This is a genomic window from Clostridium carboxidivorans P7 (assembly GCF_001038625.1).
GTDB lineage: Bacteria > Bacillota > Clostridia > Clostridiales > Clostridiaceae > Clostridium_AM > Clostridium_AM carboxidivorans.
Genome location: NZ_CP011803.1, coordinates 3101209 through 3115707, shown reverse-complemented (window position 1 = coordinate 3115707; position 14499 = coordinate 3101209). Strand labels below are relative to the sequence as shown.

Genomic DNA, 14499 nt, shown 5'->3' with positions numbered 1-14499 from the left:
TAAATAGAAGTTTGGAGGAAAAGTAATATGAAAAAAAGTTTTGCAACAAGTCTTGCTCATTTAGGAGAAAAGAATCCACCATCAGTATCTTCAGCAAAGTCCATACCTATATCAATGAGCTCAGTATTTGTTTTTGATGATGTAGAAACATTAGATGCAGTATATGAAGGAGAAGCTAAGGGATATGTGTATTCAAGAAATGGAAACCCAGTTCATGATGCACTGCAAGAAATAATAGCAAACATAGATGAAGGGGAAGATGCTCAAGTATTTTCTTCAGGAATGGCTGCTATTACAATGGCTATTATTTCGCAAGTAAAAGCAGGGGATCATATAATAGCTTCAAATGTATTATATGGAGGAACTTATCAATTTCTTAAAGTTGAATTGGATAAATTTAATGTAGAGGTTACATTTGTTGATGTTGTAAATGATGATTTTGAAAAATACTTTAAGCCAAATACAAAATTAGTATATGTAGAAACTATATCAAATCCATTAATGGAAGCTATTGATATAAATGACATCTCAAATAAAGCTCATAATCATAATGCAAAATTAATTGTAGATAATACTTTTGCTACAGCTGTGGTGTGTCAACCACTAAAATTAGGAGCCGATATTGTAGTTTATAGTGCCACAAAATATTTAAATGGACACAGTGATGTAACAGGAGGAGCCGTAGTTTCAGATAAAGAGACTATAAATAAGGTAAAAAATACAGGAGCATTATATGGACCTATGATGAGTCCTTTTGATGCATGGCTTTTGATAAGAAGTCTAAGAACGTTAGAGCTTAGGATAATCCAGCATTCAAATAATGCTTTGAAATTAGCAGAGTTTTTAGAAAAACATCCTAAAATTGAAAATGTATATTATCCTGGACTTATAAGTTCACCTTCTTATAAAATTGCAAATAAGATTTTTAATAGTAACTTATATGGAGGTATGCTCAGTATTGATTTGAAAAATGGGGAAAAGGGAGCTTACGATCTTATAAGGGAGCTTGAAACAATAAAGTTTGTACCAAGTTTAGCAGGAGTTACTACATCAGTTTCTTACCCTGTTAAAACTTCTCATAGAGCATTAAATGATGAAGAACTTAAAAAGGCGAATATTTCAAAGGGCTTGATTAGAGTTTCAACAGGATTAGAAAATATAGATGATTTAATTTCTGAATTTGATAGAGCATTAAGTAAAATATAAACAGTGTTTTGTATCAGATAGATTAATGCTTATAAAAATATTCTTATAAGGACTTATTCAAGGGGTACGTACAGATTCTTACAAGGTATGATTTTAACAAGTAGGAATATTAGAATATAGTCCATATAGAAGTTAGTTTATATTAAAAGGGGGCATTTATATATGAATATACAGAATGTTAAAAAAACCAAACAAGATATAATTGGTGAATTAGAAAGTAAGAAAGAGAATTATATAGATATAAGCCATAAGATACATGAGCATCCTGAAATAGGAAATGAGGAGGTCTATGCTTCTGAACTGCTTATAGATACTTTAAAAAAAGAAGGGTTTCAGGTAGAAAAAGCGTTAGCAGGTCATCCTACTTCTTTCATAGCTAGGAAGAAATCCAGTAAAAATTCTGGACCTACTATAGGATTTTTAGCAGAATATGATGCTCTTCCAAATTTAGGACATGGCTGTGGTCACAATATTATAGGAACTGCTAGTACAGCAGCGGCTATTACTTTATCTAAATATATAGATGAAGTTGGTGGAGAGGTTTTAGTATTTGGAACGCCTGCTGAAGAAGGCGGAGAAAATGGCAGTGCAAAGGCAACCTTTGTGAAACAGGGATTATTCAAAGGTGTAGATGCTTGCTTAATGGTTCACCCTGGAGGAGAAAACTCTGTAACTCCATATTCTTTAGCCAATAATCCTATACAATTTGAATTTATAGGCAAAGCTTCTCATGCTGCATCTGCTCCTGAAAATGGTATAAATGCACTAGATGGGGTAATTCAGCTCTTTAATGGAATAAATGCTTTAAGACAGCATGTAACAGATGATGTTAGAATACATGGAATTATAACTGATGGAGGAAGTGCACCAAATATTGTTCCAGATTATGCAAAGGCTAAGTTTTTTATACGTGCATTTACAAAAGAAAATTGTGAGTTAGTTACAGAAAAGGTTAAAAATATTGCGAAAGGAGCAGCTTTAAGTACTGGAGCTAAAGTTAATATAAGCTTTTTTCAAAATGAAGTAGATAACTTTATTATAAATGAAAAGTTCGATGAAGTATTTGTGGAAAATCTAAAATTACTTGGAATAAATATAGATAACATTCCTAAAAAAGGCATAGGTTCTACAGATGCAGGTAATGTAAGTCAAGTAGTTCCAACTATTCAGCCCATTATAAAAATAGGAGATAAAAGTTTGTGTGCTCATACACCTGAATTTCGAGAAGCTGCTAAATCAAAAGGTGGAGATGAAGCTTTGATAACTGCATCAAAGGCTTTAGCACTTACAGGGTTTACTCTTTTAACAGATGAACATAAGTTATTGGAGATTAAAAAAGAATTCAATAGACATAGAAATTTATAACAATATGATATAAGTACAATGTGGTACAACTTTTTAGGTGGAGTCCGCATTGAATATATGGTGTATAAAAGCTAACCGTTCATCAAGGAGCTCTAATGTCTAAAATTTAAAAAATCTCTACCCGCTCAAATGTCCCGTCCTGGGACTTTCGTGGCTTGAATCGTCCTGATTCAAATTACGAGATTTTTTCGTTAAGGAAACTCCACTTCCTTATGTCAGAGGAGTAAGCGATTCACACAAAATCATAGATTTTGGTTCACTGCTTAAGACCTCCTAAATTCTCTCAAAAGCTTTTATACACCATATATTCAAAACTCCCTCCACCTAAAAAGTTGTGTAGTAACTATTGTAATTCTAATATAAAAAATTGCTTATAATACATTATGATACAAATCTCAATAAAAAAGTGTAGCTTTCATAATACTTATAATTTACCTTAATTTTTAAGCGTTATAAGGTATTGATGAATATGATTTTGAATTACTAAAATAAATTATGATAATTTATTTATATGTGTATGCTTGAAGTTAAAATCCAAACTTCCACTGCATTCTTACGTAGCATAATTTTTATCATATGAAAATTAAATTTATTATTTACTCAAGGCAATTTGTTAATTCAACATATTGGCTAACCTCTTTATCATAATCTCTATCTGAATGTTCAAAACCAAATAATTTGAAGAATTCACGTCTAAAATTATCTATGTTAGTTAATTCTGATACATTTTCTGTTGTGATTTTATCCCATACGTCGGATAGGGATTTTTGAACATGTTCTTCCACTTCTAAATCAATTAATCGTATTCCTCCATTATCATTCAGATGCAAATTATTTTTATATAATTTGTCAGAAATAATTTATATATTTGTTCCTCCTACGTAAAACTTTATTTTTTATTTATTTTTAATACATTTTTAATATATTTTTGACCTTTATAATTGTAGATATTGGAAGTAAATAAAATATATTAAAAAGGATGATGAAAGTGACAGAAAAAGTTTTAGAATTAAAAAATGTTTCTAAAAAGAGAGGAAAAACACAGGTATTAACTGATGTTAATTTTTCTATAAATAAAGGTGAGATATGTGGTTTTGTAGGGAGAAACGGGGCAGGGAAGACTACTTTAATTAAAATTATAACAAGCATGTTATTTCCTGATAAAGGTGAAGTTATAATATGTGGAAAGAATCTTAAAACTGAAAGAGAAGAAGCTTTAAAAAATGTCGGATCAGTAGTAGAAACACCAGAGATGTATGGATATATGACAGGAAGGCAAAATTTAAATTATATAGCTAGCGTACTGGAAAATGTGACAAAAGATGAAATAGAAGATGCTATAAAATTTTCTAATTTAGGTATTAAAATTGATGAAAAAGTGAAGAAATATTCTTTGGGTATGAAACAAAGGCTAGGGTTGGCACAAGCAATCATAGGAAATGTATCCTTACTAATACTAGACGAGCCCACAAATGGACTAGATCCTATGGGAGTTTTTGAACTTAAAAACACTATAAATACTTTAGCTAAAGAAAAGGGAGTAAGTATTTTTATATCTTCCCATATTTTAAGTGAGATAGAAAACATATGTACAAAGGTTGTATTTATAGATGATGGAAAAATTATTAGTATTCAGAAAATAGGTGATAAAGAAAAAGTTAGTACTGAAAAAAATATGTTTATAAAAACTAACTTGCCTCAAAAAGCATCAGAAACTATTCAAAAGATACCTGATGTAAAATTATTAAAAGTAGAAAATGATGGTATTTCAATTTTAATAAATACTGAGTTACATGATATTTTTGAGATATTAAAAAATTTACATGAGGATGGAATAAATGTAGAAGGCTGCTTTGAAGTAAAACAAAATTTGGAAGATAAATTTGTAAAGATGATGGGGGAAGGTAGTAATGAGTAAATATATAGGGGAGGAACTTAAAAGAGTTATAATTAAAAAAAAGATTTTCATTATTATTATTATTATGGTTACAATAGCTTTTGGAATCATAAATGTTTCAAAGACAGAAACTTTAGAGGCAAATCTTCAAGGAGATAAGGCTCTTCTTAATATTCAGAAGAGCAGTAGAGATAAAGCAGAGACAGAGCTTAAAAAAGCAGAATTTTCACGAGATATAATTGGTACTGAAAAAGAAATAGCGGATATAGAGGAACAATTAAATACAATAAATAATTATGATAAATCAAAACTAGATGAGCAAATTCAAAAATTAGAAAAAGAAAATAATCCTAAAAATGAATATAAAATAGATCAGTTAAAATATGAAAAAGAACATAATATAGAAAAAAGTGAGTTAACACCTAGGGGAACATATAGAACTATAGAAATTCTAATGGTATTTATTCCAATGATTTTTTTACTTAGTATGATTGTATTATTATCTGATATAGTATCAGGAGAATATGCTCCAAATACTATTAAAAGTTTGATTACCAGACCTATTTCAAGAAAAAAAATTATAATATCAAAGTTTATTGTTTCAATAATTTTAAGTACAAGTACTATAATTATAAGTACAACAATATTTATTTTGGAAGCTGGAATTCGTTTGGGCTTTTCAGATTATAGATTGCCCTTTGATGTAGGTGCAAAGTATGTCTTGGATAAATCATTACCTTTGACTTCATTAACTTCACAAATGAAGTATGTACCTGGAAGTCGTACAATGATTCCACTTTGGAGTTCAATTATTATATTGGTATTAATTACAATAATTGTTTCAATGGCTATTGTATCAATAATAATATTTATATCAACTGTTTGTAAAAATTCACTAATTTCGGCACTTACAAATTTTATATTAATTTGCGGAACAGCAATTTGGTATGTGTTAGGATTTGCAGGTAGGAATCTTGTATCAGCTAAATATGGTGTTCTCGTAAAGTTTTTCCCTATTCCGTATATAATTGATGATCTTCAGATTTTAACAGGAGCTATTTCCCAGCAACTTACCAGCAGCATAAACATATTATTTGTTTTAATGGTATGTTTTGGTTGGATTTTAACTATGATGTTTTTAAGCACTTATATTTTTGGAAAAAGAGATTTTGATTAGTTATTTTGAAGTATGTCTTAAGAGTCAGCACTAAAAAAGTGATATAATTTAAAATTGGGTGATAAATGTGAAAGAGAATATATTAATAGTAGATGATGATAGAGACATAAGAGAAATGCTTGTAAATTATTTTAGTAAAGAAGGTTATGCAGTAGAACAGGCTTGCAATGGAGATGAAGGCCTAAAAGTTTTAAAAGCAAAGTCTTTCTCATTAATACTGTTAGATGTTATGATGCCTAAAATGGATGGTTATACTATGTTGTGTAAGCTTAGAGAATCATCCAATATACCGGTTATTCTTCTTACTGCAAAGGATCAACAAATGGACAAAATAAAAGGATTTATAAATGGGTGTGATGATTATATAGTAAAACCTTTTGATTTTACAGAACTTTCATTAAGAGTCATGGCTATATTAAAAAGAACTAAAAGTAATAACAATCCATGTCAGGATATAATAAAGATTAAAGATATAGAAATAAATACTTCAGAATATACAGTTAAAAAAGATAATTTGGAAATAATATTAACTCCTAAAGAATATGAAATTTTATACACACTAGCAATTAATAAGGGAAGAGTATATTCTACTAAAATGCTTTATGAGCTTTTATGGAAAGATACCTTTATGCAAAATGATAATACTGTAACTATGCACATTAAAAATTTGAGAGAAAAGCTTGGAGACAGCGTTAAGCAAGGAAAATATATAAAAACTATCTGGGGAGTGGGATATAAGATTGAAAAGGATCTTTAAACTTAGAAGTGAATTAGTTTTTTCGGCAGTTATTTCAGCTATTATAGCCATTATATTTGCAATTATTTTGAAAGAATTTATTTTAGGTTCCTTTTTAAATAATTCTAAAAATACTGCAGAATATGTACATGATAATGTGATTACTGGAATTGAGTATCAATTAAAAAACATGAATATTAATGATTCTAATAGAGCACAGAAATACATGGATAAAGAAAATAGCATGTTATATCTTATTTCTATAGTACATAAAGATGGAAAAGTAATAGCTTCAAACAACAAGCAAATTAAAAGTATAGATGCAAACGAAGTTGTAGATGGTAAAAAAACATTTGAATTTTTAAATCATAATAGAAAAAATTTAGTTAAGATAACTAGATGTGATTATTTAAAAGATGGATGCTACCTATATTATATATATATGGGTTATGGAAAATTAGAAAATGGAAACATTGTAGGTATAATGACAGGTATAATTTTTATAATTGTTTTTTTCTTGATTATATGGAAGCGCATATCTTATATATCTAAAATAAAATCAACAGTGAGAAGTATTGCGGAAGGTAATTTATATGAAAGAGTACCATTAAAATATAAAAATGAACTCCGTGAATTGGCAGAGGGCATAAACTATATGGCTTCAGAGATGGAAAAAGAAGATAAAAAAAGAAGTGAATTTCTTACTAATATATCTCATGATTTAAGAACTCCTTTAACCACCATACTTGGGTATATAAATATGATTAAAAATGGTAAGTATGTATCAAAAGATGAACTTAATAGTTATGTGGATATAATGAATAAAAAAAGTTTATATTTAAAGAATATACTTGATGATTTCTTTCAATATTCAAAACTCTCTTCTAAAGATATTGTGCTTGAAAAACAAAAAATAGAGTTGAATGAATTAGCAAGGCAAATTGTTCAAGAAGAGGAAGATGAATTTATAAAAAATAAACTAATACTTTCTATTAATTTAATGCAGCAATTTATTTATATTTATGTGGACCCTAATTTATTTTTAAGGGCGGTAAATAATCTTTTAAGTAATGCATTAAAATATTCAAAATACAATACAAGTGTTGAATTTAATATAAGTAAAGAAAAATATAATAATAAATTTTATGCAATAATTTCAGTTAGTAATATACCTGAAGAACCAATTACCGATAATGAAATAGAAAATTTTTTTGAAAGGTTATATAAAAAGGATTTATCTAGACAAAAGGAAGGCAGTGGTTTAGGATTATCAATTGTTAAAGACATTATTAAGATTCATGGTGGTTTTGTAAAAACATATAAAGAAAATGATAGATTGTTTTTTAAAATATATATGGATATAAAATTTTAATACAGTTTTTATTATGGAATGGAGGCGCAGCCTGATTTTCACTTAATCGGGAATAAGTCGAATATAAATCTTTCACTCTTACCAGTGGGAGATTTATTTTTTAGGCAAAAAACTGTCGCACTAATTTTTTTAGTGCGACAGCCTCACTCTATAATTTTACATATCTATTATTACTAACTCATTTTAGGAAATGTACTTGCAGCAGCAGTCATAACATAAGTTTTTAAGTCTTTGCCTTTTTTGCTCCAGGTAAGTTCTAAAGCTTCATCTAAAGTTTTAACTACTGCTATATTAGCTTTTTTTAGAAGCTCAGGATCTAAATCAGATACAAATATAACATCAAATCTGCTAGCAAGTTCGCAGAAAATATAACCTATATCCTTTGAAATACTATATTCTCTACGTAATTCTTTTTCTCTATCTAATAAGTTATCATAATTAAGCAGCATATCCTGAACATCCTGATTTCCACCAAGACCTTCACTACACTGGCTCAAAATGATCATTGTGCCGCCTTCTTTTACAGCCTCTTTTACATTTATAATAGTTTTACTAGTTTGGTAGAAATTTATGTCTTTAGGAAATCCGCCTGCTGTACCAATAACAAGATCAGCTTTTTCCTTTATAGTTACTCCATCTATTTTATCGACTATTTTACATCCTTCATAAAAAGCTTCTACATAGTTTCCGCTAACTGCAGCAGCAATTTTTCCATCATGTCCAACAACTACATTAAATATAAAAGTAGGTCTTAAAAATGCTGCAGCTTGCATCATATCTTCATGAATTGGATTACCTTTTAAGTTTGAACAAGCTGAATTTGGATTTTTACCTTCACCTAAGTTTGGTTTAAGACAAAGTGAATGATTATGCATTATAGTTTCATAAGAACTTATTCCTGGAAGAACAGTTTTTCTTCCGCCACCATATCCTGCAAGAAAATGATAAACAATACCACCTGCAAGTACTATATGGTCACATTCTAAAGCTTTTTTATTTACCCATACTGGTGTACCATATGTAGTTTCACCAACATAGGCTAAATTTTCCTTATCAAAGCAATCATGGTTAATAACAGATAACCTTTTTGCTAGTTCTTTTCCTAATAGTTTTTCATGTTCCTCTTTAGTTTGTTCCCTGTGAGAACCTGCTGCACTTACAACAGTTATGTCTTTATCTTTTACTCCACCAGCATTTAATTCTTCTACAATTTTGTATAAGAATTTGTCGGTTTTCTGCCAAGCTCTTGTAATATCAGGTATAATCAAACAAACAGTTTCTCCAGGATTAACTAACTCTTTAAGTCTAGGACTTCCAATAGGATTATGTAATGCATCTAGAATTATTTCATCTTCTGATTTTGAAACTTTAAATTCATTTCCTTCGATGACCTCAATTATATTTTTTTCATCTAAGGAAAGATTAACTGTTCCTCTACCATAATTTAATTCGATGTTTTTCATAAATATGCCCCCTAAAATTTTGTGATATTTTATTATAAAATATAACTATTCGAAGATACATTTTATTAACAATTTATATAATTTTAACATAAAAATGCATTTTATTAAATAGTCACTAAATTTTTATTATATTACTATTTTCTTTAAATTGATATTGAGTTTTCTGACAAGTTAGCAAATTTATAATGAATATTGTAAATTAAAGTTATAAAATGTTGAAGAAATGTTGTTATATATGCAAAATACGATTAAATATTAAATATATTGAAAAAATAAAATATTTTAAATTTTAGTTATTATGATAACAAGTCTTGAATTGAAGTGTAATATATTAATATTTTACAGTAATATTTTCATAATATCTAAAGCTTAATAAAGAAATATATTTTCAGTAAATTATCTATAGTTCTTTCAAGTATAATATTATACAATATATATAATTAGCATTTGTACTTTAAACGAAAATTTAAATTTAATATAAACTTTTAGGAGGAATTTATTAATGAGAAGTGATGTTGTAAAAGGAGGAGCAAAAGGTGCTCCAACAAGATCTTTAATGTATGGTATGGGCTTTACAAAAGAGGAGATAGATAGACCATTAATAGGAATTGTAAATGCTCAAAATGAAGTAATAGCAGGACATGTACATTTAGATGAAATTGCACATGCTGCAAAGGTTGGAGTTACTATGGCAGGAGGAACTCCAATGGAATTTCCATCTATAGGTGTATGTGATGGTATTGCTATGGGACATGTAGGAATGAAATATTCTTTAGCAAGTAGAGAACTTATAGCTGACTCTATAGAAACTATGGCAATAGCGCATGGATTTGATGGATTAGTATTAATTCCTAATTGTGATAAAATTGTACCAGGAATGATTATGGCAGCGGCTAGATTAAACATACCAGCAGTAGTTGTAAGTGGTGGTCCAATGAAAGCAGGAAAACGTAATGGTTGTGATGCAGATTTTACTACTGTCATAGAGGGTGTTGGAACTTATAATGATGGAAAAATTACATCAGAAGAACTTGAAGACATAGCTCAAAAATCTTGTCCAGGATGTGGTTCTTGTTCTGGTTTGTTCACTGCTAATAGTATGAATTGCTTAACTGAAGTTTTAGGTATGGGTCTTCCTTACAATGGGACATCAGCAGCTCATTCAGGTGAAAGAAAACAATTAGGTAAATATGCTGGAATGAGAGTTATGGAATTATTAAAAAATAACATAAGACCACTTGATATATTAACATTGGATGCTTTTAAAAATGCAATAACTGTTGATATGGCTATGGCTGGTTCAACAAATACAGTATTACATTTACCAGCAATAGCGCATGAAGCTGGAATGGAACTTGATTTAGATTTATTTGATGAAATAAGTTCAAAAACTCCTTGCTTAACTAAATTAAGTCCTAGTGGAAAATATCACATGGAAGATTTACATCTTGCCGGAGGAATTCCAGCTATGATGAATGAGTTATCTAAGAAGGGACTTATTTGTGAAAATGCTTTAACTGTAACAGGAAAAACTGTAGGAGAAAATATTAAAAATAAGATTGTACAAGATAACAATGTAATTCATTCTGTAGAAGAACCTTATAGCAACAAAGGTGGACTTGCTATATTAAGAGGAAACTTAGCAGTAGATGGTGCTGTTGTAAAAGAATCTGCAGTAGCTAAGGAAATGCTTAAACACGAAGGACCAGCTAGAGTATTTAATTCTGAAGAAGAAGCTGTTGAAGCAATATTCAAAGGTAATATAAATAAAGGTGATGTAGTAGTTATAAGATATGAAGGACCAAAGGGTGGTCCAGGAATGAGAGAAATGTTATCTCCAACTGCTGCAATAGCAGGTATGGGACTTGATAAGGATGTAGCACTTTTAACTGATGGAAGATTCTCAGGAGCTACAAGAGGAGCTGCTATTGGTCATATATCCCCAGAAGCTATGGAGGATGGAATAATAGGCTTAGTAGAAGAAGGAGATAAAATTTCTATAGATATACCAAATAAAAAATTAGAGTTATTAGTTAGCGAAGATGAACTTTCAAAACGTAAAGAAAAGTATGTTAAACCAGAACCTAAGATAACAAAGGGTTATTTAGGAAGATATGCAAAATTGGTTACATCAGCAAACACAGGGGCAGTGTTGAAATAAAGTTATTTTAAGGTTTAGATAGAGAAAGTTGATTTTCATAATCTTAATCTCTAACTAAACCTTAATTAAATTTTATAAATATTAATGACATAATAGGGGGCTATACAATGAATTTTATAGAAAAAATAGGTAAAATGTTAGGAAAATACTTTGCATTATTAGTTATAATTGCTGCGGCAATAGGTCTTTTCAAACCTAAATTATTTTTATGGGTAGTACCAAAGGTTTCGCTATTATTGGGTATTATAATGTTTGGTATGGGTATGACCTTAAAAAAGGAAGATTTTAAAGAAGTGTTTACAAGACCTAAAGATGTTTTTATAGGAGTGGCAGCTCATTATATACTGATGCCATCTATAGCGTATATACTATGTATATTATTTAAATTACCAAAAGAATTAGCAGTAGGAGCTATTTTAGTTGGATGCTGTCCTAGTGGTACCGCATCTAATGTAATGTGCTATTTAGCAAAGGGTGATTTAGCACTTTCAGTTTCAATTGGTGCAGTTTCCACACTTTTAGCTCCATTGTTTATGCCATTATTAATATTACTTTTAGCTGGTAAATGGGTTTCAATTCCTGTAGTAAGTTTATTCATAGAAATTGCAAAAATAGTTATTTTACCTATAGTTTTAGGCGTTATTGTAAATACAATGTTTGGACAAAAGGTAGAGAAGGCAACTAAAGCGCTTCCTTTAGTATCAACTATAGCTATAGTTTTAATAGTTGGAGGAGTTGTAGGTGCAAATTCAAAAAGATTATTAAGTACAGCAGCAATGGCAATTGGTGTAGTAGTGCTTCATAATTTATGTGGATTTTTATTTGGATATTTAGCTGGAAGAGTGCTTGGTATGGAAGAACCTAAGAGAAGAGCAGTGTCACTTGAAGTAGGTATGCAAAATTCTGCTTTAGGAGTATCTCTTGCAATGAGTTTCTTTTCACCAGCAGCGGCTATACCAGCAGCTATATTTAGTGTATGGCATAATATATCAGGACCAAGCCTTGCAACATTCTGGTCCAATAAACAAATAGAAGAAAAAAATCAGCATTATAGTAGTACAATCTCATAATAATGTATATTTAGAAAAGGGTTGTTACACTAAGAATAAATTTTACAACATATCGTATGTAAATTTCTTAGTGCTGCAGCCCCTTTTTAATTTTTTACTGAATTCATTTGCTATTATTCAATACTATTGGTTAAATTTTATAGTAGAATTAATGTAAGTTGAGATTTAAAATAAGTAGGATATAATATATTTGTAAAATGGATTTTAACATTTGAATATTTTAGGATTGGTGACATGATGAAAAAGAATAAATATGATATACAAAAATTTGAATGGGGGGAAGTTACCTGGCTGCATGAACCAAGTAACTTACTTACCCAGAGACTTAGTGCAGGTTTGGTAAAATTTTTCCCAGGTAAAAAGCAGACTAGACATGTTCATTTTGGAGAAGAACAAATATTATATGTGATTAAAGGCCAGGGTATACATAGGATAAATGGAGAGGAAAAAAAGTTAGAAAGTGGTATGCTCATTCATTGTCCACCTTATTCAGAACATGAAGTTATAAATACAAGTCAAGAGGAATTAGTTTTTCTTATAACATATACACCATCAAAATTAATGGAAATACATCAGAATTTATCTATTGTAAATGATAAACATATATTAGATATAGTTGATATAGAAGTGCTCGAAAACATTCAAAAAGAAGTATCAGAGCTTTTAAAGCTTTCCGTAGTCATTACTGATAATAATAATAATGATATTACAAAGCCTATAAATTTAAATAAGTTTTGCAGCTTGTGTAAATCAACTGGATTATGCAAAGAGAAGGAAAGTAAGTATGAAAGTGAATTAAATAAACAGGATAAAGTATTTGAATGCTGCAATAATATAATAACTATAATAGTTCCTATTTTAATGGGAGATAAGATTATAGGTTATGTGAAATGTGGACACCTTATCATAAATAAATCTAAGGATACAGAAAAATTAATTTTAGAAAGTTGTAAAAATACAAATATAAATTGTGAAGAGCTAATAGCTGCATATAATGATATACCTCTAATTCCTAAGAGCAGGCTTTATGCTCTTCAAGAATCATTAGGAATAGTTTCTAAGCTCATTTCTAATATTATTGAAAACAGTTTAGTGGAAAAGGAATTAAGTGAAAAAAATAATGAAATACTGAAAAATACAAAGGAAAAAGTTTATTTGGAAGATGCTTTAAAACAGGCTAATTTAAAACTTTTAAAATCTCAAGTATCTTCAAGTATTCAAAACTATAATTTCCAGTCTAAAAGTTATTTTTACACGGAAACTATGGAATATCCTATTTCTGAAGAAGAAAAGCTGAAAGATTATATTAAGAAGCTTGATGAAAGTGCTTGCCATAACATGATTTTACAAATCATAACTAAATATGAGGGCCTATCTATAGAAGAAATAAAAGAAAATTGTGAAGAGCTTTTAATAATTTTAAGCAGGATAGTATATTCAGAAACTAATGATAAAGATATGTTTTTGGATATAAGATACAAGTATAAGAAGAAAATAAAAAATTGTATTGATTATAATAACTTAAAAGACATTATTTTAGAGGCTTGTGAAGAAATTATAAACATATTAAAAAAAGTATTATTAAATGGCAAATATGATACTATACAAAAAATAAATTTATATATAGAAAATAACTTTAATCAAGAAATTACTTTGAATTTTCTTGCAGGGATGTTTTTTATAAGTCCTAATTATTTAAGCACTATTTTTAATGAGAAAAATGGTATGTCTCTAAAAGACTATATAAACAAGTTGAGAATAGAAAAGGCTAAAGAATATTTAAAGGAAACAAATATGAAAATATCTGATATAAGTAAAAAGGTTGGATATAGTCAATTAAGCTACTTTGGAAGCATATTTAAAAAGATGGAAGATTGTACACCTAATGGATATAGAGCAAAATTGAAAAAGAAGAGTTGAACAAGGTAAGCATAATGTGATACAAGAGTACAGTGGAAGTTTGAATTTTAACATATATCACTGCATAAAAGTTAAAATTCAAACTAGTGACTTTATATGTACACATTTAATTACGTTGTTATAGGTAATTCT

11 protein-coding genes are annotated in these 14499 nt (G+C 29.0%); 9 read left to right on the top strand and 2 right to left on the bottom strand.

What is annotated here, in order from left to right; translation table 11 throughout:
- The first annotated feature begins 27 nt into the window (after positions 1 to 27).
- Positions 28 to 1206, top strand: coding sequence for a trans-sulfuration enzyme family protein (locus Ccar_RS13605; RefSeq protein ID WP_007063327.1), 1179 nt, complete (start codon positions 28 to 30; stop codon positions 1204 to 1206).
- A 162-nt stretch (positions 1207 to 1368) separates the two neighbouring features.
- Positions 1369 to 2571: a M20 family metallopeptidase gene (locus tag Ccar_RS13600; RefSeq protein ID WP_007063328.1), complete on the top strand. Its 1203-nt coding sequence runs from the start codon at positions 1369 to 1371 to the stop codon at positions 2569 to 2571.
- 596 nt (positions 2572 to 3167) lie between these two features.
- On the opposite strand, the gene Ccar_RS13595 is transcribed toward Ccar_RS13600, so the two are convergent.
- Positions 3168 to 3401, bottom strand: coding sequence for a trans-2-enoyl-CoA reductase (locus Ccar_RS13595; protein WP_007060831.1), 234 nt, complete (start codon positions 3399 to 3401; stop codon positions 3168 to 3170).
- Between the two features lie 152 nt (positions 3402 to 3553).
- On the opposite strand from Ccar_RS13595, the gene Ccar_RS13590 reads away from it, so the two are divergent.
- The 4 genes from Ccar_RS13590 to Ccar_RS13575 all read left to right on the top strand — a co-directional run bounded on the left by Ccar_RS13590 (position 3554) and on the right by Ccar_RS13575 (position 7753).
- Positions 3554 to 4489, top strand: a complete 936-nt coding sequence (locus Ccar_RS13590; RefSeq protein ID WP_034826412.1) for an ABC transporter ATP-binding protein — start codon at positions 3554 to 3556, stop codon at positions 4487 to 4489.
- On the top strand, positions 4482 to 5645 hold the full coding sequence (locus Ccar_RS13585; RefSeq protein ID WP_007060834.1) for an ABC transporter permease subunit: 1164 nt from the start codon (positions 4482 to 4484) through the stop codon (positions 5643 to 5645). The genes Ccar_RS13590 and Ccar_RS13585 overlap by 8 nt, the downstream gene beginning before the upstream one ends.
- A gap of 67 nt (positions 5646 to 5712) precedes the next feature.
- The gene (locus tag Ccar_RS13580; RefSeq protein WP_007064917.1) at positions 5713 to 6402 is read left to right on the top strand and encodes a response regulator transcription factor; all 690 of its coding nucleotides are present in this window, start codon (positions 5713 to 5715) and stop codon (positions 6400 to 6402) included.
- A complete protein-coding gene (locus Ccar_RS13575) occupies positions 6386 to 7753 on the top strand; it encodes a HAMP domain-containing sensor histidine kinase (protein WP_007064918.1) in 1368 nt (455 codons plus the stop codon). Before Ccar_RS13580 ends, Ccar_RS13575 begins: the two co-directional genes overlap by 17 nt.
- Positions 7754 to 7926: 173 nt before the next feature.
- On the opposite strand, the gene Ccar_RS13570 is transcribed toward Ccar_RS13575, so the two are convergent.
- On the bottom strand, positions 7927 to 9216 hold the full coding sequence (locus tag Ccar_RS13570) for a lactate racemase domain-containing protein (RefSeq protein ID WP_007060837.1): 1290 nt from the start codon (positions 9214 to 9216) through the stop codon (positions 7927 to 7929).
- 502 nt (positions 9217 to 9718) lie between these two features.
- Here Ccar_RS13570 and ilvD point away from each other — a divergent pair.
- The 3 genes from ilvD to Ccar_RS13555 all read left to right on the top strand — a co-directional run bounded on the left by ilvD (position 9719) and on the right by Ccar_RS13555 (position 14367).
- Entirely contained in the window at positions 9719 to 11377 is a 1659-nt protein-coding gene (gene ilvD / locus Ccar_RS13565; RefSeq protein WP_007060838.1) for a dihydroxy-acid dehydratase, read from the top strand.
- A gap of 107 nt (positions 11378 to 11484) precedes the next feature.
- Entirely contained in the window at positions 11485 to 12447 is a 963-nt protein-coding gene (locus Ccar_RS13560) for a bile acid:sodium symporter family protein (protein WP_007060839.1), read from the top strand.
- A 234-nt stretch (positions 12448 to 12681) separates the two neighbouring features.
- Positions 12682 to 14367: a PocR ligand-binding domain-containing protein gene (locus Ccar_RS13555; protein WP_156184571.1), complete on the top strand. Its 1686-nt coding sequence runs from the start codon at positions 12682 to 12684 to the stop codon at positions 14365 to 14367.
- Positions 14368 to 14499 lie beyond the last annotated feature (132 nt).